This is a genomic window from Streptomyces sp. NPDC057743, from assembly GCF_042798755.1.
Taxonomy (GTDB): domain Bacteria; phylum Actinomycetota; class Actinomycetes; order Streptomycetales; family Streptomycetaceae; genus Streptomyces.
Map to the genome: position 1 here is coordinate 129,474 of NZ_JBHVJX010000020.1, position 24,070 is coordinate 153,543.

Sequence of the window (24,070 nt, forward strand, 5' to 3'; positions counted from 1 at the left end):
ATTGCGTGGATCGGCGCCGGGTCGCTGCTGGCCTGGCTGTGGCTGCTGTTGGGGCAGGGCTTCTTCTGGCGGACCGACGTCCGGCTGCCGGCCCGGCGGGATCCGGACCGCTGGCCGTCGGTGGCGGTGGTGGTGCCGGCGCGCGACGAGGCGGCGGTGCTGCCGGCGAGCCTGCCGACGCTGCTGGCACAGAAGTACCCGGGCCGGGCCGAGGTCTTCCTGATCGACGACGGGAGCACGGACGGCACCGGCGCGCTCGCCCGCGCCCTGGCGGCCGACGGCGGTGGGCTGCCGCTGACCGTCGCCTCCCCCGGCGCGCCCGAGCCGGGGTGGACGGGGAAGCTCTGGGCGGTCCGGCACGGCATCGCGCTGGCGCGGGAGCGCTGCGCACCCGAGTACCTGCTGCTGACCGACGCGGACATCGCCCACGAGCCGGACAGCCTGCGGGAGTTGGTGGCCGCGGCCCGCTCCGGGGAGCTGGACCTGGTGTCGCAGATGGCCCGACTGCGGGTGGCGACGGGCTGGGAGCGGCTGATCGTGCCGGCCTTCGTGTACTTCTTCGGGCAGCTCTACCCGTTCCGGTGGGTCAACCGGCGCGGCGCCCGGACCGCGGCGGCGGCCGGCGGGTGCGTGCTGCTGCGGCGGGAGGCGGCGGAGCGCGCGGGCGTCCCGGAGGCGATCCGGCACGCGGTGATCGACGACGTGGCGCTGGCGCGGGCGGTGCAGCGGGCCGGCGGCGCGGTGTGGTTGGGGCTGGCCGACCGGGTGTCCAGCGTGCGCCCGTATCCGCGGCTGGCGGAGCTGTGGCGGATGGTGTCCCGCACCGCCTACGCACAACTACGGCACCGGCCCGTGGTCCTGTTGGGCACGGTCCTCGGGCTGGCGCTGGTGTATCTGGCGCCACCGGCCGCCCTGTTGGCGGGAGTTGCGGCCGGCGCCCCGTTGGCGGCGGCGCTGGGCGGCGCGGCCTGGGCGGTGATGTGCGGGACGTTCCTGCCGATGCTGCGCTACTACCGGCAGCCGCCGTGGCTGGCCCCGCTGCTCCCGTTCACCGCGCTGCTCTACCTCCTGATGACCGTGGACTCGGCCGTGCAGCACTACCGGGGGCGCGGCGCGGCCTGGAAGGGCCGCACCTACGGGGCGCCCTAGGTGTATTGCCCGCCGGTCACTTGCTCGCTGGTCACTTGCTGGCCGGGGACCACGTCAGGCCCCAGCCGTAGGCGTGGTCGACGGCGCGCTGGGGGCTGACGCCGGGGGCGGGGACGAGGTAGCGGGCCTCGCGCTGGACGACGAGTTCGCCGCCGGTGTTGGTGATCAGGGCCAGCGCGCAGACGGTGGCCGGCACCGTGCAGGCGTCCAGCGCGAACTCCACCGGGGCGCCGTGCTGCGGCTGGAGGGTGACGGTGGCGTCCAGGCCCTCGAAGCTGCGGGCGCCGGCGTAGACCGTCACGAAGATCAGGATGCGGCGGAAGCGGGCCTGATGGTCGAGGTTGATGGTGAGGTTCTCGCCGGTGGCGACGGCACCGGTGCGGTCGTCGCCGTCGAGTTGGATGTAGGGCGGGGCGTGCAGGTCGCCGAAGGCCCCGGCGAGCGGGTGCACCACGCCGGCGGAGCCGTCGGTGAACTCGTAGAGCGCGCACAGGTCCAGGTCGAGGTCGCCGGTGGACGGCAGCAGCGCGCCGCGGGCGCCGAGCGCCGCCATCGCCGTGCGGCCCAGCTTCTTGCCGAGGCGCTTGCCGGCGCCGCCCGCGCGCCAGTTGAGGTTGACCCGCATGACGCCGGAGGTGCCACCCTGCTTCGTCAACGAGACGGCCGGCACCTCCTTCGTCAGGGTGACCTTCGTCAGCCGGACGGGAGCGGGCGCGGGGGCGGGCGCCACGGGGTCGGGCGGGCGCGGAATTGACGCCACCGGTTGACCGGTCGGCGGCGGGGCCACCGGGGGCGCGGGCGGCGCCATGGGGGCGGGCGGCGCCATGGGGGCGGGCGGCGCCATGGGGGCGGGCGGAGCGGGCGGTACGGGCGGCGCCGCCGGAGCCGGCGGGGCGGGCACGGGGGTCGATGCGGGCGCCGGCGCGGGCGCCGGCTCGTCCATGACGCTGATGCCGAAGTCGGTGGCCAGCCCCGCGAGTCCGGTGGCGTACCCCTGTCCCACCGCGCGGAACTTCCAGCCGCCCTGCCGGCGGTAGAGCTCGCCGAGCACGAACGCGGTCTCGGTGGTGGCGTCCGCGCTGTCGAAGCGGGCGAGTTCGGCGCCGCTGCCCGCGTCCAGCACCCGTATGGAGAGGCCGGGGACGGCGCCGAAGCTGCCGCCGTCGGCGGAGGCGGCCAGGACGACGGTGTCGACGGCCGCCTCGACGGCGGCGAGGTCGATGCTCAGGGCGTCCACCAGCGTCCCGTCGACCGGCCGCTTGCCCTCGTGGCGGACCGCGCCCGAGGCGTGCACGGGCTGGTTGTAGAAGACGAAGTCGGCGTCGCCGCGCACCCGTCCGGACGCCAGGAGCAGCGCGGAGGCGTCCACGTCCGGCGTCCCGGGGGCCGGCCGCCAGCCTAGTTCCACCCGCACCGCCGGCGCCGGGACCGGGACGTTGCCGCCCTTGAGCATCGACATCGCCGCATCCTCCTGTCGTCCTGTGGCCTCGTGCACCGTCAGCCGTGGCCCCCACCAACCTACTTGGCCGGGAACGCCCCGAACGCCCCCCTGTTCACCTACGGGAAGCGAGGTCTTTACACGATCCCTACGGGCGATCGCGACCGATTTTCACAACTTCGCTCACATTGGCGACCCACGGCCGTTCCGAACACCTGAAACAACCCCCTTTCCAGGCTCCCCATTCGGCACATCGTGGGCTTAACTTATGAGGCATGACCTCCCCCCGCTCCACTTACAGCGGCGGCTATTACGCATCGCCCTCCTTCCCGGACACCCCCATCTACGACAGCCTCGTCGCAGAGCGGGGCACCCCGCAGATCGCTCCGATCCGGGTGAACCCCTCCCCCTGGGAAACCGGTTCCTCGTTGCCTGCGCTGCCCTCGGCCCTGCCCGCACTCCCCTCGGCGTCCTCGCCGCCGCCCGGGCCCGGCGGGTATCCGGGTGCCGCGGCGCAGCCGGTCGCCCCGTTGCAGCACACCCCGGCGCCGTACATCCCGCAGCAGGCAGGGACCCGCAGCTATCCGCCCCCGCAGCAGCACCAGCGCCCTGCGCCGGGTCCCGGCACGGGGTACGAGGCGATGCGCCCGGCCGCCCCGGTCGCGCCCCGACCCTCCTCGCCGTTCGACGACCCGGGGTATGGCCGCCAGTACCCGCGCGGCTACTGACTCTTCGTCCGCACGTCCGAAGCGACTGGCAGGATGGGTCCATGTCGATGCCACGGGTCCAGTCGCTGCACGTCTATCCGGTCAAGGCCACGACGGCCTTGGACCGGGCCGAAGCGGTGGTCGAGCCTTGGGGGCTGGCCGGGGACCGGCGCTGGCTGGTGGCCGACACCGCGGGTCGGCAGTTCACCCAACGCCAGCACCCGAGGCTGGCGTTGGCCCGTGCCGAAGAGCTGCCGGGCGGAGGTCTGCGGCTGACCGCGCCAGGGGTGGAGCCGCTGGTGGTCCCGGTGCCCGAGCCGGTGACCACGATCCCGGTCGAGGTCTTCGGCAACGTCGTCCAGGCCGTGCCCGCGGGCCCGGAGGCGGCCGCGTGGTGGGCCGCCTACATGGGCGTCGAGTGCCAACTGGTGCACATGGACGCCCCCGACAAGCGCCGGCCCGTGGACCCGCGCTTCAGCGAACCCGGCGACATGGTCAGCTTCGCCGACGGCTTTCCCCTCCTGGTGACCACCAGCGCCTCGCTGGACGCCCTCAACTCGCTCATCGCACAGGGCGATCGGCCCGACGAGGGCCCCCTGCCCATGGAACGTTTCCGGCCCAATGTGGTGCTCGACGGCACCGCCCCCTGGGCGGAGGACGACTGGCGCCGGGTGCGGATCGGCGAGGTGGTCTTCCAGGTCGCCAAGCCCAGCGGACGCTGCGCGGTGACCACCGTCGACCAGCGCACCGCCGCCCGCGGCAAGGAGCCGCTGCGCACGCTCGCCCGGCACCGACGCTTCGGCGACCGGCTGCTCTTCGGCCAGAATCTGATCCCCCGCACAACGGGCACACTCCGCGTCGGCGACCCGTTCGAGATACTCGACTGACGGGGCGCATACGGCGGCCGCCACCCTCATTGCGGGCCGCCCGGCGGCTGCCTACAGTGAGCGCGCACCGCGCCGCCGACGGGACGGGCCTCGGGGGGAGACAGAGAGCTGTTGTGCCGATGCCTGCCAGCCACGCCGCGAGCGGACGCCTCATCCCCGTTCAGCCCCTGCGGCCCAGAGACCATGCCTTCGTCGGCTACGGCGACGACGAGGTGCGGTGGGAGGCGGTCACGGCGTGCGTCCGGCTCGGGCTGGCCCGCGGCGAGAAGGCCCTGGTGCCGCCGTGCCCGGGGGTGCCGACGGACGAGGTGTTGGCCCGGATCGACCTCCCGAACCGCAGCCCGGCCCGGGCCCGCGAGCGCGGCCAGCTGGTGATCGCCACGATGCGCGAACTGATCCGCCCGGACGCCGAGTTCACCGCCGCCCGGCAACTGGCGCGGCTGCGGGCGTTCAGCGACATGGGCCGGGTGGCCGACCTCGGGGCCGGCGGGGTGCTGTGCTTCGTCGGCGAGGCGGACGCGGCCAACCGGGCCGCGTGGTTGCGGTCGTTGGAGGGCGCGCTGGCCCGGGGCGCGGCGGGCCACGAGCGGGTGGAGGTGCGCTGCGACCGCGGGCGGCACCGGAGGGTGCGGCGGCTGGGCGTGGCGGCGGTGCCCCGACGGGCGCCGATTCGGACCGAGGGAGGAGCGCGGCCGTGCTGAACCCGGAACCCACGGGTCACGGTGGGGCGGAGGGCCCGGCGGAGGAGCCGGGCCGCCGCTTGTTGCAGCGGCGCTTCACCGCGCGGCTGCTGCCGCAACTGCGGCTGCTGGTCGAGGAGTGCGCCGCCCGCGAGGGGCTCAACGAGCCGCGGCGCGGGGAGTTCGTGCTGGCCGTGGACGAGATCGCCGGGAACGCCGTGGAGCACGCCGGCGGCGCGGGACGGCTGGTACTGCGGCGGGTGGGCGACGAGTTGGAGTGCCGGATCAGCGATGCCGGCCCCGGTTTCAGCGAGACGGTGATCCCGGAGCTGCTGCCGGGTCTGGACGGCGCGCCCAAGGGGCGGGGGCTGTGGCTGGCGCGGCTGGTGACGGACCGGTTCGCGGTCACTCCGGGCACCGGCACCGCGGACCGGCAGGGCGCGGTGGTGACGGTGGCGGTCAGGCTGCACTGACCGTGCCGCCGCACGGGGGCACGATCCGGCCGACTCGGCGGGACGGCGCAACTGCACCAAAATGCCGCCAACTTCCGCATTAACAGCGAGAGTTCGGGGGCGCATGAGCCTGCTGGGGCGTGCGATACCCGAACCGCCCGCCCACCGCGCGGCGCGATGTCGCCGCCCGCCTCCCTGGCCGCGCGCATCGACGCCGCTCCGTGCGGTATGCACAGACACGGAAAGGGGGCACGATGCGGGCGATCAGGGGCATCTGGCACTGGCGGGGCAATCCGCTCCGGCGCCGCACCGACCGGTGGGAAGCCTGGCTGGCGCTGGGCGCCGCGCTGCTCATCGCCGTCGGGGCGCCGACCGCCGGCTGGTTCGCCGGACGGGCCGCGCACGGCGCCCTGTTGGCGACCGTACAGCTCCAGCGCCACGAACGCCGGCCGGTGTGGGCGACGGTGGCGCGACCGGCGGCCGGCGCCAGGGTCGTCCCCGACCCGGACACCTCCGTACCGCACAGCGGGCACCCGCGGGTGCTCGCCCGTTGGGCCGGGCCGGACGGCGAGCCGCGCAGCGGGGAGGTGGCCGCGCCGCGGCCGGTGCGGGCCGGCGAGCAGTTCCGGCTGTGGACCGACACCCACGGGCGGCCGGCGCCGCCGCCGATGGACGAGTCCACCGCGGCCACCCACGCGGGGCTGGCCGCGGTGGGCACCGCGGTGGCGTTCGGGGGGCTCGTCGAGGGCGCCCGACGGCTGGCGGTGCGACAGCTGATGGCGCGTCGGTACCGGTGCTGGGACGCGGCGTGGGAGCGCGCCGGACAGGACTGGGGCCGTGCCGACGCCGGGAGTTGAGCGCGGCTGACCAGGCGACGGACCGTGGCAACCACCACCCCTCAGGCGCGCTACGGTGGTGCCTCCAGCCTGACGGCTGGGGCCCCGCAGACCTCAAAGCGGACATCCGCGGACGGATGACTGCCGGGCCGACATCCGCCGTACGAAGTGGGGACACGACACCGCCATGGCACAGGGCTCGGTCCAGGTGACGCACTCCGGAACGTCGCGTTGGCGGCGCCGCACCGGCGAGTACAGCTCGCTCGCCGCCGCCCTGGAGGCCGCCGGGGACGGTGACGTCCTGACCGTGCCGGCGGGGACGTACCGCGAAAACCTGGTGCTGCAACGGGCGGTGACGCTGCGCGGCCCGGAGGGGTCCCGCGGTTCGGTGCGGATCGCGCCGGCCGACGGGGTCGCGCTGACCATACGCGCCTCGGCCACCGTCCACGACCTGCACCTGGAGGCCACCGACTCGGCGGCGCCGGCGCTGCTGGTGGAGGACGGCGCCCCGGAGTTGGCCGACATCCGCGTGGTGACCCGGTCCGCGGCCGGGATCGAGGTGCGCGGCGGGGCGCGTCCGACGGTGCGGCGGTGCACGGTCGACAACGCCGGCGGGGTCGGCATCAGCGTCCTGGACGGCGCCGGCGGGGTCTTCGAGGAGTGCGAGGTGATGGCCGCGGGGCAGGCCGGGGTGGCGGTGCGCGGCGGCGCCCACCCGCGGTTGGAGCGCTGCCGGATCCATCACGCCTCGGGCGCCGGGCTGTCGCTGTCCGGCGAGGGCAGCGCGGTCGAGGCGGTGGGCTGCGAGCTGTACGAGATCAAGGGCGCGGGCGTCCAGGTGGCGGCGCGGGCCGCCGGTCACCTCACCGACTGCACGGTGCACCGCACCACCGCGGACGGCGTCACCCTGGACACCGACGCGGTGCTCACGCTCGCCGACTGCGACATTCACGACATCCCGGAGAACGCGGTGGACCTGCGCTCCCGTTCGGTGCTGACGCTGACCCGCAGCACGGTGCGGCACTTCGGGCGCAACGGCCTGTCGGTGTGGGACCCGGGCACCCGGGTGGACGCCAACCAGTGCGAGATCCACGACAGTACGGGCGACTACCCGGCGGTCTGGGTCAGCGACGGGGCGACCGCGGTGCTGGACTCGACGCGGGTGCACGACGTTCCCGACGCGCTCTTCGTGCTGGACCGGGGCTCCCGGGCCGACGTGGTCGACTGCGACCTGGCGCAGGTCCGCAACACCGCGGTGTCGGTGAGCGACGGCGCCACCGTCCAGTTGGACGACTGCCGGATCCGGGAGTCCTCGACCGGCGCCTGGTTCCGCGACCACGGCAGCGGCGGCACGCTCGCCAACTGCACCATCGACGGGGCGCAGACCGGGGTGATCGTCACCAAGGGCGCGGACCCCACCGTCGAGGGCTGCACGGTCAGTTCGCCGACCGAGGCCGGGGTCTACGTCTCCGCGGAGGGCCGCGGCACCTTCCACGGCTGCCGGGTCACCGGCAGCTCCGGCTTCGGCTTCCACGTGATCGACGGCTGCCGGACGACGCTGACCCGGTGCCGCACGGAGCGGTGCGCCCGCGGCGGCTACGAGTTCGCCGACGCGCTCGGCAGCGGCGGCGGGCCCACGGTCGAGGACTGCACCAGCGACGAGAGCCGCACCACGCAGATGCCGACGGTGACCGCGCCGCCCGTCCAACAGGCCACCCAGACGGCCGGGTTGCTGGGCAACGTCCCCAGCGCGCGCCCGGCGCCGACCGCCACCGCGGCCCCGGAGACGGCGCCGACGCCCGACCGCCCCTCCGAGGAGGTGCTGGGTGAACTGGACACCCTGGTGGGGCTGGACAGCGTCAAACGGGAGGTGCGCACCCTGATCAACATGATCGAGGTGGGCCGCCGGCGGCAGGAGGCCGGTCTGAAGGCCGCATCGGTCCGCCGCCACCTGGTGTTCACCGGCTCCCCCGGCACCGGCAAGACCACGGTGGCCCGGCTCTACGGCGAAATCCTGCACGCCCTGGGGGTGTTGGAGCGCGGCCACCTGGTCGAGGTGTCCCGGGTGGACCTGGTGGGCGAGCACATCGGCTCGACCGCGATCCGCACCCAGGAGGCGTTCGACCGGGCGCGCGGCGGGGTGCTGTTCATCGACGAGGCGTACGCCCTGGCCCCCGAGGACTCCGGGCGGGACTTCGGCAAGGAGGCCATCGACACCCTGGTGAAGCTGATGGAGGACCACCGGGACGCGGTGGTGGTGATCGTGGCCGGCTACACCGCGGAGATGGAGCGTTTCCTGGCCACCAACCCCGGTATCTCGTCCCGTTTTTCCCGCACCATCAGGTTCGGCGACTACGCCCCGGAGGAGCTACTGCGGATCGTCGAGCAGCAGGGCGAGGAGCACGAGTACCGCCTCGCCGAGGGCACCGGCGAGGCCCTGCTCAAGCACTTCACGGCGCTGCCCAAGGGACCGTCGTTCGGCAACGGGCGCACCGCCCGGCAGACGTTCGAGGCGATGGTCGAGCGGCACGCGGGCCGGGTCGCCAAGCTCACCGACCCGAGCACCGACGACCTGACCCTCCTCTACGCCGAGGACCTGCCCGAACTCCCCTGATGCGGCAGCTCGTCGGCGCGTTGGCCCGGTGTTCCTGGTTCCAGCCGGGCGAGCAGGTCGGCGCGCACCTGGTCGAAGACGGGGTCGGCCTGGTAGTCGCCGTGGCCCAGGATCTGGGCCGGCAGCGGGTTTTGCAGGGTGCGGCCGAAGGCGAGCGGGTCGCGCAGCGGGCCCTCGTCGACGGACCGGCCGTCCTCACAGGTGAGCCGGATCGGTCCGCCGATGGGGTCGGTGAAGCGCCAGAGATTGCGCCAGTCGTCCATCTCGCGGTGCAGGCCGGTGAGGAGCGGCGGGCCGAAGTAGGCGGGGAACCAGCGGCCGTAGAGGCGCTCCAGTGGGCTGCCGTAGGTGAGCAGCGCGACCCGACTGCGGGTGACCAGGTCCAACTGCCATACCGCGGCGGCGGCCAGCACGCTGCCCTGGGAGTGGCCGGAGAGCACCAGCCGGCCGTCGAACTGCTCGGTCCATGTGGCCATCCGCCAGGTCAGGTCGGGCACGGCGCGCTCGGCGTAGCAGGGCGGGGCGAAGGGGTGCGCGGCGCGCGGCCAGAAGGTGCCGACGTCCCAGAGGATGCCCACGGTGCGGCGGGCGGACTGGTCGCGGTAGGCGCGCCGACCCATGGTGAGCAGCAGGACCACGCCGGCGCCCATCAGCCAGGAGCCGAGGGATTCGGCGGTGTCGGCCGCGGCGTGCACGAACGGCGGGGCGCCCGCGGTGGCGCGGCCCGGGGCCAGGTCGGTGAGCCAGGCGCCGACCACCGCGCCGGCGCCCAACAGCAGCGTGACGGTGGCGATCGCGGCGACCAGAACGGGCGCGGCGTCGGTGAGGCCGGCGCGGGCGATGGTGCCCGCGATGCGTTCGGTGCGCAGCACGTCGGGCCGCTCACGCGGGTCGTACAGGCCGGGGACGTCCTTGGCGACCCGCTTGCGGACGACCAGCACCCGGATACCGGCCAGCGCGGCGATCGCGGCGACCACGACCAACAGCGCGGGCAGCACCGACGCCTGCCAGGACAGCAACACCGGCGGCCCCGGTACGGCGGCGTGGTCCTGGCCGGGGGTGGCGGCCCCGTCGATCCAGTCCGCGAACCGCTGGGCCACTCCCCCGGACAGCACCCCGCCGAGCGCGCAGGACAGCAGGGCGACGGCCGGGCCGCCCATGCCGCGCAGCGCGGTGCGGGCCTCGCCCCGGGCGGCGCGCTGGAGGAACCACGCGGTCACCGCCAGGCCCAGCACCAACGCGCCCTGGATGACGGCGATTCCGCCGAACGTCGCGACGCCGGGCAGCGCACCGTGGCTGCGCGCCGCCGGCCGCGCCCAGGCGGCGTAGCCGGCGGTGAGCGCGAGCGCCGTCAGCGCGGCGATCGGCAGCGCCCGTACGGTGCGGCGGTCGGACTCCTCGTCCCGGTCCGCCTCGCTCCGGGCGGTGCGCCAGACGACGGCCAGGGTGGCGGCGGCCAGCAGCACGAGCAGGCCGGCGAGGGCCTGGCCGACGGCGGTCAGTTCGGCGGCGCCGGCCCGCCGGTCGGTCCGCAGGGAGGCGACCAGCAGCGCGGCGGCGATGATCAGCACGCCGGCCGCGGTGTGCGCGGCGCGCAGCCGGGCGACGACCCGGCGGCCGTACCAGAAGCCGTCCAGGCCCAGCGCGGTGCGCTCGTGGGCGGGGGTGTCGCGGGAGGCGCCGGGGCGGCGCGGCGGCGGGGAGGCGGACTCGTAGGCGCTCCAGGTGCGGTGCGAGAGCCACCACAGGAAGCCGACGACGGCCAGCGGCAGCGTGGCGCCGAGGACCAGGCGGCGCCCCGGGGCGCTCCACCAGCCCCCGTCGGCGGGGTCGAGGAAGCCCAGCCAGGACTTCCCGGCGGTGCAGGCCGGGGTGCCGGCGCACTGCCAGGCGGTGAGGTCGAGGGCGACCTCGCAGGCCGCGGCGGCCAGCAGGACGGTGAGGCTGAGGGCGAGCAGCCGCACCAGGAGGTCGTAGATCCGCTGCCCCCGGTGGTCGGGCGGGGCGGCCGGGCGCATCCAGTGGGCGAGGTTGGCGACCATGAACGGCAGCAGGACCAGCCAGAGCGCGCGGGCGCCGTTGCCGGAGGTGAGGTTGGACCAGCAGTACGCCTCGCGGACCGGGCGGGTGCGGTAGTCGTCGGGGCGGCGCTCGGCGTCCGCGTCGTCGGTGCGGCGGTAGCAGGCGGCGGTGTCGTCGCCGGTGATCCGTTGGACGCGCGGGTCGCCGAGCATCTTCTCGGGCGTGGTGCCGCCGACGCCGTGGACCAGCAGTTCCAGGGCGAGCTGGGGCCGTTGCGGCGCGGTGACGGGTGCGGTGGCTGGTGTGGCGGCGGCCGCCGGGCGCGGTTGTTTCGCGCGGGCGGGTGGTGGTGTGGCGACGGTCTCCACTGGCTTCCCCCGATGTCAGTGCGTGCGGTGTGAACGGGCGGGCGGGTGTGCCGCACCGGATTGTCCCTGTCTTCTGGGAGCGCCCGCACCCCCGTTGTGGTTCCCGGGGCGCCGGTTGCGCTTTCCCTGGCCGTCGTTCACCCGGACCGGGGCCGCTGTCAGACCCACGTGCGAGGATGAGGAACGAAAGTGCCAGGGCGGCGAACAGCCGGCTAAGGGACCCGGGGTGGAGAGCCGGGCGGAAGGGACGGGCCGCGGTGGGCGACAACCAGAATCTGCTCGCGGAGCAACGGCGGGCCCTGATCCTCGACGAGGTCAGACGGCGCGGCGGCGTGCGGGTCAACGAGCTCACCCGGCGCCTGAGCGTCTCGGACATGACGGTCCGTCGCGATCTGGACGCGCTGGCCCGCCAGGGCGTGATCGAGAAGGTGCACGGCGGCGCCCTCCCGGTGAGCGAGCCCAGTGCGCACGAGCCGGGCTTCGAGGCCAAGTCGGGGCTGGAGCTGAGTGCCAAGGCCGAGATCGCCAAGGCGGCGGCCGAGTTGGCGGTGCCGGGCAGCGCGATCGCGCTGGCGGGCGGCACGACGGCGTACGCGCTGGCGCAGCGGCTGGTGGAGGTGCCGGAGCTGACGGTGGTGACGAATTCGGTGCGGGTGGCCGATGTGTTCTACGACGCCCAGCGGGCCGCGGCCAGTGGCGGCGAGGGCCCCGCGCCGGCGAAGGCGGCGACGGTGGTGCTGACGGGCGGCATCCGCACCCCGTCGGACACCCTGGTCGGCCCGGTGGCGGACGCCGCGATCCGCTCGCTCCACTTCGATCTGCTCTTCCTCGGTGTGCACGGCATATCGGTGGAGGCCGGGCTCTCCACGCCCAACCTCGCGGAGGCGGAGACCAATCGGCACTTCGTCCGCTCCGCGCGGCGGGTGGTGGTGGTCGCGGACCACACCAAGTGGGGCACGGTCGGCCTGAGTTCGTTTGCCGCCCTGGACGAGGTGGACGTGCTGGTGACGGACGCCGGGCTGTCCGCCGAGGCCCGGGCGGAGTTCGGCGACCGGTCGACGGAGCTGGTGGTGGCGGGCGAGACACCCCCCGAAGCGGACGACTGACACCCCGTCAATTGGCGTGCCTGCCCCGTCGCACGGGCCGCCGCCCCACCAATCCCATCGCCCCCAGGAGGTGTTCGCCCATGTCCCGGCGGCTCCGCCCCGTCGTGCTCGACTTCGCCGCCTCGGCGCCGCTGCGACTGACGTTCGCCACCGAGGTCGCGGCGCCGCCCGGGGCCGTCTACGCCGCGCTGGCGGACGACGTCCCGGGCCTGCCCGAGTGGTTCGCGGCGGTGTCCCGGGCGGTGCCGACGCCCGACGGCCGGGGCCGGGAGATCACCCTCACCGGCGGCGTCCGCTTCGCCGAGACGCTGCTGGCCACCGAGCCCGGCGCGCGCTACGCCTACCGCATCGACACCACCAACGCCCCCGTGCTGCGGGCCCTGTTGGAGGACTGGCGGCTGACGCCGGCCGGCGCCGGCACCCGGGTGCGGTGGACGTTCGCGGCGGACGGCCCGGCGGCGTTCCGCTGGCTGATGCCGCTGGCCCGGCCGGCCCTGGGCCGCGCCTTCCGGGACGCGCTGCGGGCCCTGGACCGCCGGCTCGCCGCGGGCTGACGAGGCGGCCCACCCGACGGGCGGGCCGTCAGCCGTCCCAGGACCCGCTGGCGAGGAAGCGCTCGATGGTTTGGGCGTAGGGCGCGATGTCGAGCCCCTGGGCGGCCAACCAGTCGTCGGAGTAGTACTTGTCGAGGTAGCGCTCGCCCGGGTCGCACAGCAGCGTCACCACGGACCCGGTGCGCCCCTCGGCGACCATCTCCGCGACGATCCGCAGCGCGCTCCACAGCCCGGTGCCGGTCGAGCCGCCCGCCTTGCGGCCGATCGCCCGCTCCAGCGCGCGCACCGCCGCGATGCTCGCCGCGTCCGGCACCTTCATCATCCGGTCGATCGCCCCGGGCACGAAGCTGGGCTCCATCCGCGGCCGGCCGATGCCCTCGATCCGGGACGCGGTGGCGCAGTCGGTCCCCGCGTCGCCGGTGCGCCAGCCGTCGAAGAAGCAGGAGTTCTCCGGGTCGGGGACGCAGATCCGGGTGTCGAACTGCATGTAGTGGACGTAGCGGGCGATGGTCGCGGAGGTGCCGCCGGTGCCGGCGGTGGCGACGATCCAGGCGGGCTCGGGATAGCGCTCCAGCCGCAGTTGCTGGTAGATCGACTCGGCGATGTTGTTGTTGCCGCGCCAGTCGGTGGCCCGCTCGGCATAGGTGAACTGGTCCATGTAGTGCCCGCCGGACTCGGCGGCCAGCCGCGCCGAGACCTCGTAGACGGTCCGCGGGTCCTGCACCAGATGACAGGTGCCGCCGTGGAATTCGATCAGCCGGGTCTTCTCCCGGCTGGTGGTGGCCGGCATCACGGCGATGAACGGGACGCCGATCAGCGAGGCGAAGTACGCCTCGGAGACGGCCGTGGAACCGCTGGACGCCTCGATCACCGGCTTCCCCGGGCGAATCCAGCCGTTGCACAGCCCGTAGAGGAACAGCGAGCGGGCCAGCCGGTGCTTGAGGCTGCCGGTGGGGTGCGTCGACTCGTCCTTGAGGTAGAGGTCGATGCCGCACCGCTCGGGCAGCGGGAAGCGCAGCAGATGGGTATCGGCAGTGCGGTTGGCGTCCGCCTGGACCTTGCGGACGGCTTCTTTCAGCCAGTCCCGGTAGTCCGGATCCGAGCGGTCCACATCGATGGTCGGCAGGACCGGGATCCGGGTCGTTCCCTGGTCACCGGGCCGGCCCTGCGGTTGTTGTGCGGTGCTCACCGGCGCGCTCCTCAAGGGTCTACGGGCCCGCCGGAAAGGCCGGCCGGGTAACGACTATAACCACCCGGCGCACGCTTCTCACCTGCATAAACATCGCTTTGAGCGGCCCCAAGAAGGGCCTGGGGGAAGGGTGTTGTGCGCCTCTGCGCCCCGTACGGCACTGGTGTACCGCGAGCGATGTCGGCAAAATTCCCTCAGGGGGGCGGCGGACCGTACCGCCCATAGCATCGGGGAGTGGTAACGATGGCGGACCAGGAGTACAACGCGACCGGCGTGCGGATCGAGCGCTCGCTGCGGTCCCTGACAAGGGCCGGACAGATCCGCATCAGCGGGGGGCGGCTTGCCCTTCTGACCAGCTACGGAAGGGAAATCGACAGCGCTCCGCTCGGCGCCGTCGAGGCGCACAAGCCGCTCTTCGCGGCCCGCGACCGGGCGCTCGCCACCCTCAACGGCAACCGCTACTCGCTGACGTTGGGCACCCGGGACCGCTTCCTCAAGGCCATCGAAGCAGCACGTCAGCCACGCGCGTGAACGCCGCCCGCGGCTGAGGCGGTGCGGTTGCGACGGTGCACCGCCTGCCTGACCCTGGACACGTATCACCGAGGGTTCAACAGCGGTGACGCTGTGGTGCAGCCGGCATCGCTGGTTCCGATCTTCGCCCCTTCCCGGTACGAGGGGCGCCCGACCTCATCAGGGAGTCGCGGTCGTGATCAGGCAGCCCAGCAGACACTGCACGGTGGAGCTCCAGGCCCTCCCGGCCCGCATCGGGCACGTGCGCAGGATCGTCACCGCGCAGCTGCGCTACTGGCAGCTCGACGCCCTGATCGACCCGGCCGCACTCGGGGTGACCGAACTCCTCGCCAACGTCCACCGGCACGCCCGGCCCAGCAAGCAGTGCACGGTCGAACTATGCGTGCTGCTCGACCAGTTGACGGTCTCGGTGCACGACCTCGACCCCCGGCTGCCGCGGCTGCGGACGGCCGGCAGCTGGGAGACCTCCGGCCGCGGGCTGGCGCTGATCGCGGCGCTCAGTGAGAGCTGGGGGGTGCGCCCGCACGACCCGGGAAAGATCGTCTGGTTCACCCTCCCCGCTCTCACCACCGCCCCCGCGGAGGCCCGCGCGCGGCACGTCGGGTGGGACACCGCGCCGCTGACGGAGCCGGCCACCGGCCCCCGGCCCCGCACCCGGAGCGCACAGGTCGGCTGAAATCCCCGCCCGTCAGGCCGCCTTGCCCTTGGGGCCGGCGCCGAAGTGCTCCTCCAGGACGGACAGTCGGCGCCAGTACTCCTCCTCGTCGATCTCGCCGGCGGCGAACCGGCGCCCGAGGACGGCGATCGGCGTGGGCGCGTCCCCACCGCCCGTGGGCCGGCCCCCCGACCACGGGCCGCGGAAGGCCCGCCCGGGTCCGCCGTGCCGCCACCCGGTGCGACGCAGCAGCGTCACCACGCCGAAGACGACGGCCGCCCAGACCAGCGGGACGAACAGGACCCAGGGGCCCGGCCCACCGCCGGACCAGTGCTCCGCCAGCGCGTTCGCGGACGTACTCATGGCTGCATTCACGGAAGTCAACTCCTCGACGGGACGCCCCGGATGCACAACCGCCCGCGGATCGGCCGGCCCCTCCGGGTACGCCTTCGAGGCTCCCTCCCGAAGCCCCGCACGTCGTCGTACGCGCGGCGACAGTGGCGGTACGACGGGAGGCGTAGGAGGCCAGCAGGCAGTCGCCCACCTCCCTCCTTGATCTCTGTAACTACTGGTATGTAAAGTCGCGGTATGAGCAGCAGCGCGCAGAACGGGGCGGCGACCGCGTCGCAGGCGCCCCCGGCCAGCACCCGGGAACGGCTCGTCACCAGCACCCAGGAACTCCTGTGGGAGCGCGGCTATGTGGGCACCAGCCCCAAGGCGATCCTCCAGCGCGCCGGGGTGGGCCAGGGCAGCATGTACCACCACTTCGCGGGCAAGTCCGACCTCGCGCTGGCGGCGATCCGGCGCACCGCCGAGGACATGACGGCGGCGGCCGAGGAGATCTTCGCCGGCCCCGGCACCGCGTACGACCGGGTCGCGGCGTATCTCTTGCGGGAGCGGCGGGTGCTGCGCGGCTGCCCGATCGGGCGGATGACACAGGACCGCGACGTGGTCCAAAACCCCGAACTGCGGGCCCCGTTGGACGAGATGTTCGGCTGGCTCCAGGGCCGGATCGCCGAGGTCCTCGCCGAGGGCCGGCGGCGCGGCGAGCTGTCCACCGGCCTCGATCCGGCCGCCACCGCGGCGAGCGTGACCGCCGTCGTCCAGGGCGGCTACGTCCTGGCCCGGGCGGCCGAGGACACCGCGCCGTTCGACGCGGCCGTGCACGGCCTGCTGGCGCTGCTGGCCGCACAGCGCACGCCGGGCCACCCCGCCGCGCCCGACGCCCCCTGACCGCACGCCCTCCCGGAGTCACCATGCACGCCATGCAGTACCGCATCACCCTGCCCGCCGACTACGACATGGGGATCATCCGCCAACGGGTCACCACCAAGGGCCCGTTGCTGGACACCCTCCCGGGCCTCGGCCTCAAGGCGTACGGCGTCCGCGAGCGCGGCACCGACGGCTCGCCGGTCAACCAGTACGCGCCCTTCTACCTCTGGGTCGACCAACAGGCGATGACCCGCTTCCTGACCGGCGACGGGTTCCGCGGCCTCTCCGACGACTTCGGGCGCCCCGCGGTCCACAACTGGCAGGGCCTGTACCACCGTTCGGGCCCCGCCGCCGGACACACCCCCGGCGCCTACACCCGGCGCACCGAACCCCTCCCGGAGGACGTCGACCCGACCGCCGCCATCGAGAACGCCCTAGTGGCACACGAGAAGTTGGCGACCACGGACGGCGTCCACTCCACCGCCCTCGGCCTCGACCCCCGGCACTGGGAACTGGTCCACTTCGCCCTGTGGGCCTCCCCCGCCCCCGAGTCCGCGGACGGGGAGCGCTATCGGGTGCTGCACCTGTCCGCCCCGGGGGTCGCCCTGTTGGGCACCGGGCGGCAGTGGTGAGCCCGTCTGCCGCCGCGACGCCCGGCCCCACCGGGGGCGGCGCCCCCGTCATCCGCACCGTCCTCGGCGACCTCGCCCCCGAGCGGCTCGGCGTCTGCAACGCGCACGACCACCTGTTCCTCTCCAGCCCCCAACTGCCGGGCCAGGAACTGGCCGACGCCGACGCGGCCGCCGCTGAACTCCGGGCGTTCCGCGACGCCGGCGGGGCGGCGGTGGTCCAGTGGACGCCGTACGGCATGGGCCGGCACGCCGCCGAACTGCCGCGGCTGGCCCGCGAGTCGGGCGTGACGATCGTGGCCGCGACGGGCCTCCACCAGGAAGCGCACTACGCCCCCGAGGTCCTGGCGAACCTCCCGACGGACCTGGCCGCGCTCTTCGTCGCGGAACTCACCGAGGGCATCGGGAGCGTGCGCCCCGGCGGCGGGACTCATGACGACGCCGCCGGGGCCGACGAGGACCGCCCCGAGCCCCGTCCCCGGGCCGGCCTGATCAAGGTGGCCGGCGGCTTCCACGGGCTGGACCGGCACGCCCGGCGCACCATGACGGCCGCCGCCGAGGCCCACCGGGCGACCGGCGCGGCCATCGGCGTCCACCTGGAGCTCGGCACCGGGGCGCTGGACGTACTCGACCTGCTCTGCGGCGAGTTGGCGGTCCCGGCGGACCGGGTGATCCTCGGCCACCTCAACCGCTCGCCCGACCTCACGGTCCACCGACTGGCCGCCGAGTCCGGCGCCTACCTCGCCTTCGACGGGCCCTCGCGCGCCCACCACGCGACGGACTGGCGCCTACCGGATGCGGTGGCGGCCCTCTGCGACGCGGGGTTCGCCGACCGCATCCTCCTCGGCGGCGACACCACGACGGCCGCCGCACGCGCGGTGAACGGCGGTCCTGGCATGCCGAATCTGCTCCGCAGTTTCAGCCGACGGCTGAGGCTCGCCGTGGGCGAGCCGTTGGTACGACGGATGGTGGTCGCCAATCCTCTCTCCGCGTTTGGCCTGCGGCCGGCTGCCTCCCACGTTGTTGGCTGACCCGCCGTGGGCCTGCGGCCGGCTGTGCCCCACGTTGTTGGCTTTCCCGCCGTGCGGGGTGCTGTTGTTTGCGCCTTGCGGCGCGGGCTTGTGTCCGCTGCGCGGGGCTGTTGGGTGCGGTGACGGGCCGGAGGGGTGGGGGTGCCAGACTGCTTCGCTTTACGTCTGGCACCCCCACCCCTCCGGCCCGTCACCTCCCGTGGGTGGGTGGGAAAAAACGGGTGGGTGCCACGTCCTGCCGGTGGGCCAACTCAGGCCGCTGGGTTGAGTGGTGGCCGTAAGTGGCTGTTGTTGTTCCGATCTTGCCGAAGGGGGCATGGCCTGCGGCCGGGCTCGGTGCCGCCGGTGACGTGGTCGCGGCGGCGGTCAGTTGGTGCGGTCGGACCAGCCGGCCGGGAGGTCGCCGGGGGCGACGGAGATGACGGACTCGTCGTCGGTGCCGACGTATTCGAAGAGGGTGATCTTCGCGAACTCGGGGACGACGTAGATGGGGTAGGTGGGGCCCTGGTCGCGGTAGCGGCGCATGTCGTCCAGGTGGTCGTTCTGGAAGCAGACGGTGCGATCGCCGTGCTGCTCGACCCAGTACGGGAAGAAGATGACGCCGTGCAGGCGGCGCTTGCCGGGCATGACGTTGACCGCGACCGAGGTGCCGGTGGGCTCGTTCCAGGAGACCTTGTAGCTGTCGTCGTCCAGCTGGACGAGGTCGACATGCTGGTCCTTGACCCAGCGGCCGCCGACCATGCCGGAGTGGATCCGGTAGTCGATCGTGTGGTCGTTCTTCACGTACATCTCGTACTGCCAGCCGTTGGCGTAGGTGTAGATGAAGCGGTGGCCGGCGATCTTGGACAGGTCCTGCGGTGGGACCGGCTGCTCGACGGTGGTCCGGAAGGCCCCGTTGCTGGTGGTGTCGTCGTTTGTCATGGGTGACCTCCTTGGGTGGTGCTCGCCGGCGTGGTGCGTCCGGCCATTCCAGTTTGCCACAAAACTATTTTGCAGCAAAAGGATCTGCCTGAGAGAATCGCCCCATGGACACCGCTACCGAGTTCGGCCGCCTCATCGGCCCGCTACGCCGGGCCCTGCTGCGCACCCGACGCGCCGCCGATCTCCCCGATCTCCCCGAGGCCCAGATCGAGTTGCTCCGGGCACTCGCCGAAGCCGGACCGCTGTCACCGCGCCAGGCCGCCGACCGACTGCGTCTGGCCCCCTCCACGATCAGCAACCTCGTCCGCACCATGACCACCACCGGTCTGGTCGAGCGCAAACCCTCCGCGACCGACCTGCGCACCGTCGACCTCATCGCCACACCGACCGCGCTGGAGATGCTCCACACCTACGACCGCACCAGCACGGCCGCCCTGCACCGCGCCCTGGCCAACTTGGCCCCGGACAACCGCGAAGCGATCGAGCACGCCCTACCCGCCCTCGCCGAGCTGCTCACTGCCCTTGAAGCCGACTAGCTGAAGCGTGTTACAGAAGGCTGCGAGGCGGGCGTTTCGTGCCGATCGGCGTGAATGTCCCTGACGGTCGAGGGGCGGCCTCAGTCTCGGCCGAGCAACTGACGAGTACCGGATCGAGCTGCCGGCGCGGCGGCCAAAGGCGTTGTTCCGATGCTGAAACGGTGCCGGTCGAACGGGAGCCCCGAGCGGGTGGCTTCGGTCGTTGCGGCTCACCGATTCGGAATCGCCGCCGACCGCGGGGTGCGCGAGCGCCGCTACCCCACCGACATGTCGGACGGTGACGGGCCGCCGTCCGGTCACTGCTGCCAGCGCCGAGCTGGCCGCGAGGCCGCGGCAGGCAGCCGGAGGCATACCTGTCATCGGACGATGCTGGACGCGGTCCGCTACCTGGCGGACAGCGGCATCAAATAGCGCGCCATGCCGACCAACTTCCCGCCATGGGGCCGGGCATACGCATTCCTCCGCCGCGGGAACGACCTGGGCCTGATCAAGGAGTTCCACGACCGGCTGCGCGCCAAGGCCCGCACCTTGCCAACCCGAAAGCGGGTGATCACCCCCAGCCCTGCTCGGCCTCGGCCAACTCGGCCTGGATACGGTCGACTTCCTCCCGCAGTTCGTCCACACGACAGGTCAACCACTCCCACGGGACCGCCGGCCCTACGCCCGACCAGCGAAAACGCAGACCTCAAGCCCGGAAAGACAACAACCTCCAAGCTTGTTTTTTATGGTTTGTGAGCTTTGAGTTGATTACGTTCCGCGATGCTTTCGGGCCGTCTGGTCGTCTTGCCCACGTCGTAACGGGTGGTGGGCCGCCGGTTCTTGGAGCCAAGCGGGCGTCCTGGGCCTGGAGTTGACGGTTTGGGTGCACGGGCCGGATTGTGCAGGTGGGGGCAGATGTTCCTGAACCCGCGGCGGACGCGGGCCGGGGTGAGCCGGGCGGGCTCAGCTGGTTTCTCCCAGGGGCGGCGGAGGTCGGCCGCGGCTTCGCGGGTGAGCCTCAGCTGGGTGTGTGCGGCGATGACGATCCACGTCCACCGGTCCGCCGCCTCGGGAGTACGGAGTCTGGGACGCGTCCAGCTGAGCGTCTGCTTTTCAAAGCAGAAGGTGTGTTCCAAATCGAAGCGGCGGAGGAATCCTTGCCAGCGCCGGTCGACGTCTTCGCTGGTCAGGCCAGTCTTCGAGGACCACAGCCACAAGGGCAGCGGCTCACGGCCACCGGGCACGTGGTCGACCTTCAGCCGGATCAACGTTCCCTCGATAACGGGGAGTTCGCCGTCGTGGTCGATCCACGCGGAGCGAGTGATGAGGCGGGGGTGGATGCGGTCCCAGGCCATCGCCTGTGCGGTGCCGTACCGGTCGTGACCTACACGGTCTCCGCGTCGACCTCGCCCCAGGTGTCGGGCCTGGCGAAGCGGAACTCCCTGCCGCGCTTCGGCGGTCGCCCGCCCTGGGGATAGGCCAGGGCGTACTCCTTGAGGGAGGGCACCGGACGGCGCCACCCGGTCCGAACGCATCCGCCCGAGGACCTCGACGGGCAGTCCGGTAAGGAGGTAGGCCATGCGAGGGGCGTCGTAGCCGGCGTCGAAGACCACCAGGATGTCCGGGTCCCCTGCCTCCCACTGGCCCTGGCCGATCAGGTCGGTGACCACGCGGCGGACCTGGGCGGCGGTAACCTCGGCGACATCGTCGTCGGGCCCGAGCCGGACCGCGTCCAGCAGCTGGCACCACGACGTCCGCCTGGTCTCCAGCGCGGCGACGAACGAGTACGGCCAGCCGGGGATGAACTGGTCGCTGGAGCGTCCCGAGCGTCCGTAGACGTGGCAGAACAGGCGGTTGTCGGCGGCCTTGGGCTGCGGCAGCATCGCCAGGGCCTTGCGCAGTCTGGCCGCGTCGATGCGGCCCTGGTTGAGCGCGTCGTACATCGCGCCGTGCCCACGCCGGTGCTTGGCCAGCAGCGTCAGGTCGACCGGCGAGGTCACCGGCCCGTCCTCACACAACATGGCGTCCGTGAGCTCGAACAGGGTGCCATCGCGCCGGGTCAGACACGCGTAGAAGTCCTCCCGAAAGTGGGACGTGAAGTCGAATGCCTCGTCCCGGGCGTCGTACTGCACCAGACTCACCCCTGCGGCCTTCGTATGAGCGCGGTTCTGTGACGGAACGCATGCTCATGCGAGGGCCGTCCGCATGTCTGGCGAATGCCCGGGTGGGTGAGCCCGTACGAGGTGCTGTTCGAGCCCAGGGGCCCGGTGAGATTCGCGTGGGTTCAGCTGGTGGGCTCGTGCCATTGAGCATGATTGCCCTGAACCTCGGCGATGCTCGGGTGGCGTACGGCATCGAGCCTGCCGTCGGTGAGAAGGTCGGCGATCAGGGCTGGGGGGCCGAAGACCTCGGTGGCGCTCAGGTCCCAGTCGGTCAGGACGAACCAGGAGCCTTCCAAGGGCCACCAATGTGCGGGGAACTGGGTCCTTGCGGTCCGATCGGGCCGTGCGCAGGCGTCGTGGTGGGTGAGTGCCTCATCAAGTCGGCCCCGGCGGGCCGGAACCGGGCGGCCCATGTCCTCGATCGCTGCCTGGGCCCAGTAGCACTCCGTGTGCAACCCGTCGGGGCTGTGGCGGGCGAGAACCCCGACCAGACGGGCCAGGCTGTCGCGGTCGATTTCCCCCAGGTCCGGCTTCTCAAGGTCGACGGGCAGGTCCAGTCCCTCGAAGACCCTGAACGAGGGTGTGTACTGCCAGTCCTCCAGACGCTTGCCGGCACCAGCCAGTACGTCGTTCCACCGAACCTTCCGCCCTCTCACAGTGACGGTGTGCAGAATCCAGCAGCGATCCGGGAAGCCCTCCTGGGGCTCGTACCCCAAAACGGCCTCGTCCCCGTCCAGGAACGGACGCATACCGCCCAGTGAGTCGTCATCCGGCACAAACTCCAACTCGAAACCCCTCGACACTTCGATCATGTATGTGGCGCTCTGTAATCAATCGAGGTTAATCGACAAGCTAAGAGGACGAGGACGCGTGAGTCTCGTGTGGTGACCGTCAGAGAACGGGCGGCCCCAGGCAACGGGCAACGACCGTCAGAGGACCACAAGGGCCAGCCCCAACTCACCTGTTTTTCCACCCACCCACGGGAGGGGACGGGTCGGAGGGGGCGGTAGGCCAGACGTAAAGCGAAGCAGTCTGGCCTACCGCCCCCGGAGGCCCGTCACCGCACCCCGACAGCCCCGCGCAGCGGACAACAAGCCAGCGCCGCAGGCGCCACGGCGGGAAAGCCAACAACGTGGGAGGCGCGCCAAGCGCAGCGGACCGGCAACCCCCACGGCGGGAAAGCCGACAACGTGCGGGGTCATACCAGCAGCGGATCGTCCAAAATCGGCTGCCAAGCCAACTCCGCCGCGCCCACCAGGCTGCCGTGGTCCAGGCTGCAGGGGAGGATGGGGACCCCGCCGCTGCGTCCCCAGAGGCTGCGGTCCGCGACGACCGCTCGTAGGCGTTCGGGGTCGGCCTCCAGGAGAGCGCGGTGGAGGCCGCCGAGGATGATGCGGTCCGGGTTGAGGATGTTGACGAGGCCGGCGAGGCCCAGGCCGAGGCGGTCGATGAGCAGGTTGGTGGCGGTGCGGACGCCGGGGTCGGCGTGCTCGGCGCGGAGCAGTTCGACGGCCTGGTGCAGGAGGGAGACCTCCGGGCCCGGTTCGCGGCCGGCGGCCACGAGGAAGGCGAGCGGGTCGGCCTCGACGTCCAGGCAGCCGCGGCTGCCGCAGTGGCAGGGCGCGCCCTCGGGGTTGACGGTGAGGTGGCCGACCTCCAGGGCGAGGCCCGAACTGCCGCTGTGCAGGCGGCCGTCTAGGACCAGCGCGCCGCCGACGCCCCGGTGGCCGGAGGCCACGCACAGCAGGTGGCGGGCGCCGCGGCCGGCCCCGTGCCGGTGTTCGGCGAGCGCGCCGAGGTTGACGTCGTTGCCGGTGAAGCCGATCTTCTCGGTGACGCCGGGGATCTCCGCGTCGGCCAGCGCGCGCAGGAACAGTTCGCGCACCGGGGCGCCCGAAGGCCAGGCGAGGTGGAGGGGGTTGAGCGCCTCGCCGTCCGGTTCGGCGACCGCGGAGGGCACCGCGAGGCCCGCACCCAGGCAGCGGCGCCCGGTCTCGCGGAGCAGGGCGGCGCCGGCCTCGACGACCTCGGCGAGGACGTGGGCGGGGTCCGCGGGGATGATGCCGCAGCTGGGCGTGGTGGCGACGATCCGGCCGCCGAGGCCGACCAGGGCCGCGCGGTAGCCGTCGGCGTGGATCTGCGCGGCGAGCACGACCGGGCCGTCCTCGTTGATGGACAACCGGTGCGAGGGGCGCCCCTGGGAGCCCGCGGAGGCGTGCGGCCGGGAGTCGACGGTGATCAGGCCGAGCGCTTCGAGCTCGGCGGCCACCGCTCCCGCGGTCGCCCGGGTCACGCCGAGTTCGGAGGTCAGGACGGCGCGGGTGGGTGCGCGTCCGGTGTGTACGAGCTCCAGTGCGGGTCCGAGGGCGCCGCGGCCCCGCTCCAGCCTGGTTGTCCGAGTCTGGGTCACGC

Annotated in this window: 23 protein-coding genes; 15 read left to right on the forward strand and 8 right to left on the reverse strand. The window is 73.2% G+C overall.

What is annotated here, in order from left to right:
* The gene (locus tag ACFVFQ_RS23485; protein ID WP_383419265.1) at positions 1-1,149 is read left to right on the forward strand and encodes a glycosyltransferase; all 1,149 of its coding nucleotides are present in this window, start codon (positions 1-3) and stop codon (positions 1,147-1,149) included.
* A gap of 31 nt (positions 1,150-1,180) precedes the next feature.
* Here the strand turns inward: ACFVFQ_RS23485 and ACFVFQ_RS23490 are convergent, their stop codons facing one another.
* The gene (locus tag ACFVFQ_RS23490) at positions 1,181-2,608 is read right to left on the reverse strand and encodes a TerD family protein (protein WP_383419179.1); all 1,428 of its coding nucleotides are present in this window, start codon (positions 2,606-2,608) and stop codon (positions 1,181-1,183) included.
* Positions 2,609-2,862: 254 nt separating this feature from the next.
* Here ACFVFQ_RS23490 and ACFVFQ_RS23495 point away from each other — a divergent pair, with 254 nt between their 5' ends.
* The 6 genes from ACFVFQ_RS23495 to ACFVFQ_RS23520 all read left to right on the forward strand — a co-directional run bounded on the left by ACFVFQ_RS23495 (position 2,863) and on the right by ACFVFQ_RS23520 (position 8,763).
* A complete protein-coding gene (locus ACFVFQ_RS23495) occupies positions 2,863-3,315 on the forward strand; it encodes a DUF6643 family protein (RefSeq protein ID WP_383419181.1) in 453 nt (150 codons plus the stop codon).
* 41 nt (positions 3,316-3,356) lie between these two features.
* The gene (locus tag ACFVFQ_RS23500) at positions 3,357-4,181 is read left to right on the forward strand and encodes an MOSC domain-containing protein (RefSeq protein WP_383419183.1); all 825 of its coding nucleotides are present in this window, start codon (positions 3,357-3,359) and stop codon (positions 4,179-4,181) included.
* Between the two features lie 119 nt (positions 4,182-4,300).
* Positions 4,301-4,882 carry an MEDS domain-containing protein gene (locus tag ACFVFQ_RS23505; protein WP_383419185.1) on the forward strand — a complete coding sequence of 194 codons (582 nt, stop codon included), beginning with the start codon at positions 4,301-4,303 and terminating at the stop codon, positions 4,880-4,882.
* Entirely contained in the window at positions 4,876-5,334 is a 459-nt protein-coding gene (locus tag ACFVFQ_RS23510) for an ATP-binding protein (protein ID WP_383419187.1), read from the forward strand. Before ACFVFQ_RS23505 ends, ACFVFQ_RS23510 begins: the two co-directional genes overlap by 7 nt.
* Before the next feature lie 233 nt (positions 5,335-5,567).
* On the forward strand, positions 5,568-6,170 hold the full coding sequence (locus ACFVFQ_RS23515; protein WP_383419189.1) for a hypothetical protein: 603 nt from the start codon (positions 5,568-5,570) through the stop codon (positions 6,168-6,170).
* Between the two features lie 166 nt (positions 6,171-6,336).
* On the forward strand, positions 6,337-8,763 hold the full coding sequence (locus ACFVFQ_RS23520; RefSeq protein ID WP_383419191.1) for a right-handed parallel beta-helix repeat-containing protein: 2,427 nt from the start codon (positions 6,337-6,339) through the stop codon (positions 8,761-8,763).
* Here ACFVFQ_RS23520 and ACFVFQ_RS23525 read toward each other — a convergent pair.
* Entirely contained in the window at positions 8,733-11,153 is a 2,421-nt protein-coding gene (locus tag ACFVFQ_RS23525; protein WP_383419193.1) for a hypothetical protein, read from the reverse strand. The two genes, ACFVFQ_RS23520 and ACFVFQ_RS23525, sit on opposite strands and share 31 nt — an antisense overlap.
* 257 nt (positions 11,154-11,410) lie before the next feature.
* On the opposite strand from ACFVFQ_RS23525, the gene ACFVFQ_RS23530 reads away from it, so the two are divergent.
* Entirely contained in the window at positions 11,411-12,259 is an 849-nt protein-coding gene (locus tag ACFVFQ_RS23530; RefSeq protein WP_383419195.1) for a DeoR/GlpR family DNA-binding transcription regulator, read from the forward strand.
* An 80-nt stretch (positions 12,260-12,339) separates the two neighbouring features.
* Positions 12,340-12,813, forward strand: a complete 474-nt coding sequence (locus ACFVFQ_RS23535; protein WP_383419197.1) for an SRPBCC family protein — start codon at positions 12,340-12,342, stop codon at positions 12,811-12,813.
* 28 nt (positions 12,814-12,841) lie between these two features.
* Here ACFVFQ_RS23535 and ACFVFQ_RS23540 read toward each other — a convergent pair whose 3' ends face one another.
* Entirely contained in the window at positions 12,842-13,948 is a 1,107-nt protein-coding gene (locus ACFVFQ_RS23540; RefSeq protein ID WP_383419267.1) for a PLP-dependent cysteine synthase family protein, read from the reverse strand.
* A 297-nt stretch (positions 13,949-14,245) separates the two neighbouring features.
* Here ACFVFQ_RS23540 and ACFVFQ_RS23545 point away from each other — a divergent pair, with 297 nt between their 5' ends.
* Together ACFVFQ_RS23545 and ACFVFQ_RS23550 are read left to right on the forward strand one after the other, a co-directional pair.
* Entirely contained in the window at positions 14,246-14,533 is a 288-nt protein-coding gene (locus ACFVFQ_RS23545; protein ID WP_383419199.1) for a hypothetical protein, read from the forward strand.
* A gap of 175 nt (positions 14,534-14,708) precedes the next feature.
* Positions 14,709-15,209, forward strand: coding sequence for an ATP-binding protein (locus tag ACFVFQ_RS23550; protein ID WP_383419201.1), 501 nt, complete (start codon positions 14,709-14,711; stop codon positions 15,207-15,209).
* Between the two features lie 12 nt (positions 15,210-15,221).
* Here the strand turns inward: ACFVFQ_RS23550 and ACFVFQ_RS23555 are convergent, their stop codons facing one another.
* Positions 15,222-15,551 (reverse strand): SHOCT domain-containing protein, encoded by a 330-nt coding sequence (locus ACFVFQ_RS23555; RefSeq protein WP_383419203.1) that lies wholly within the window; start codon positions 15,549-15,551, stop codon positions 15,222-15,224.
* Positions 15,552-15,776: 225 nt separating this feature from the next.
* Between ACFVFQ_RS23555 and ACFVFQ_RS23560 the strand changes: the two genes are divergently transcribed.
* The 3 genes from ACFVFQ_RS23560 to ACFVFQ_RS23570 are packed head-to-tail and all read left to right on the forward strand — an operon-like array spanning position 15,777 to position 18,060.
* Complete coding sequence (locus tag ACFVFQ_RS23560; RefSeq protein ID WP_383419205.1) at positions 15,777-16,421, forward strand: TetR/AcrR family transcriptional regulator; 645 nt, start codon at positions 15,777-15,779, stop codon at positions 16,419-16,421.
* 23 nt (positions 16,422-16,444) lie between these two features.
* On the forward strand, positions 16,445-17,032 hold the full coding sequence (locus tag ACFVFQ_RS23565) for a DUF4865 family protein (RefSeq protein ID WP_383419207.1): 588 nt from the start codon (positions 16,445-16,447) through the stop codon (positions 17,030-17,032).
* Positions 17,029-18,060, forward strand: coding sequence for a phosphotriesterase (locus ACFVFQ_RS23570; RefSeq protein WP_383419209.1), 1,032 nt, complete (start codon positions 17,029-17,031; stop codon positions 18,058-18,060). The genes ACFVFQ_RS23565 and ACFVFQ_RS23570 overlap by 4 nt, the downstream gene beginning before the upstream one ends.
* Positions 18,061-18,426: 366 nt before the next feature.
* On the opposite strand, the gene ACFVFQ_RS23575 is transcribed toward ACFVFQ_RS23570, so the two are convergent.
* Positions 18,427-18,981, reverse strand: a complete 555-nt coding sequence (locus tag ACFVFQ_RS23575) for a phenolic acid decarboxylase (protein ID WP_383419213.1) — start codon at positions 18,979-18,981, stop codon at positions 18,427-18,429.
* Positions 18,982-19,085: 104 nt separating this feature from the next.
* On the opposite strand from ACFVFQ_RS23575, the gene ACFVFQ_RS23580 reads away from it, so the two are divergent.
* The gene (locus tag ACFVFQ_RS23580; RefSeq protein ID WP_383419216.1) at positions 19,086-19,517 is read left to right on the forward strand and encodes a MarR family winged helix-turn-helix transcriptional regulator; all 432 of its coding nucleotides are present in this window, start codon (positions 19,086-19,088) and stop codon (positions 19,515-19,517) included.
* A gap of 722 nt (positions 19,518-20,239) precedes the next feature.
* On the opposite strand, the gene ACFVFQ_RS23585 is transcribed toward ACFVFQ_RS23580, so the two are convergent.
* The 3 genes from ACFVFQ_RS23585 to ACFVFQ_RS23595 form a co-directional block, all read right to left on the reverse strand.
* Positions 20,240-21,637 (reverse strand): transposase, encoded by a 1,398-nt coding sequence (locus ACFVFQ_RS23585; RefSeq protein ID WP_383419218.1) that lies wholly within the window; start codon positions 21,635-21,637, stop codon positions 20,240-20,242.
* A gap of 143 nt (positions 21,638-21,780) precedes the next feature.
* A complete protein-coding gene (locus ACFVFQ_RS23590; protein WP_383419220.1) occupies positions 21,781-22,470 on the reverse strand; it encodes a hypothetical protein in 690 nt (229 codons plus the stop codon).
* 386 nt (positions 22,471-22,856) lie between these two features.
* Positions 22,857-24,068, reverse strand: coding sequence for an ROK family protein (locus ACFVFQ_RS23595; RefSeq protein WP_383419222.1), 1,212 nt, complete (start codon positions 24,066-24,068; stop codon positions 22,857-22,859).
* Positions 24,069-24,070 lie beyond the last annotated feature (2 nt).

Excerpts from the sequence above, each read along its gene's own strand:
- ACFVFQ_RS23500 (WP_383419183.1), top strand. The coding sequence starts at position 3,357 with ATGTCGATGCCACGGGTCCAGTCGCTGCACGTCTATCCGGTCAAGGCC.
- ACFVFQ_RS23520 (WP_383419191.1), top strand. The coding sequence starts at position 6,337 with ATGGCACAGGGCTCGGTCCAGGTGACGCACTCCGGAACGTCGCGTTGG.
- ACFVFQ_RS23575 (WP_383419213.1), bottom strand. The coding sequence starts at position 18,981 with ATGACAAACGACGACACCACCAGCAACGGGGCCTTCCGGACCACCGTC.
- ACFVFQ_RS23535 (WP_383419197.1), top strand. The coding sequence starts at position 12,340 with ATGTCCCGGCGGCTCCGCCCCGTCGTGCTCGACTTCGCCGCCTCGGCG.
- ACFVFQ_RS23565 (WP_383419207.1), top strand. The coding sequence starts at position 16,445 with ATGCACGCCATGCAGTACCGCATCACCCTGCCCGCCGACTACGACATG.
- ACFVFQ_RS23590 (WP_383419220.1), bottom strand. The coding sequence starts at position 22,470 with ATGATCGAAGTGTCGAGGGGTTTCGAGTTGGAGTTTGTGCCGGATGAC.
- ACFVFQ_RS23555 (WP_383419203.1), bottom strand. The coding sequence starts at position 15,551 with ATGAGTACGTCCGCGAACGCGCTGGCGGAGCACTGGTCCGGCGGTGGG.
- ACFVFQ_RS23495 (WP_383419181.1), top strand. The coding sequence starts at position 2,863 with ATGACCTCCCCCCGCTCCACTTACAGCGGCGGCTATTACGCATCGCCC.
- ACFVFQ_RS23505 (WP_383419185.1), top strand. The coding sequence starts at position 4,301 with ATGCCTGCCAGCCACGCCGCGAGCGGACGCCTCATCCCCGTTCAGCCC.
- ACFVFQ_RS23515 (WP_383419189.1), top strand. The coding sequence starts at position 5,568 with ATGCGGGCGATCAGGGGCATCTGGCACTGGCGGGGCAATCCGCTCCGG.
- ACFVFQ_RS23560 (WP_383419205.1), top strand. The coding sequence starts at position 15,777 with ATGAGCAGCAGCGCGCAGAACGGGGCGGCGACCGCGTCGCAGGCGCCC.
- ACFVFQ_RS23490 (WP_383419179.1), bottom strand. The coding sequence starts at position 2,608 with ATGTCGATGCTCAAGGGCGGCAACGTCCCGGTCCCGGCGCCGGCGGTG.
- ACFVFQ_RS23580 (WP_383419216.1), top strand. The coding sequence starts at position 19,086 with ATGGACACCGCTACCGAGTTCGGCCGCCTCATCGGCCCGCTACGCCGG.
- ACFVFQ_RS23545 (WP_383419199.1), top strand. The coding sequence starts at position 14,246 with ATGGCGGACCAGGAGTACAACGCGACCGGCGTGCGGATCGAGCGCTCG.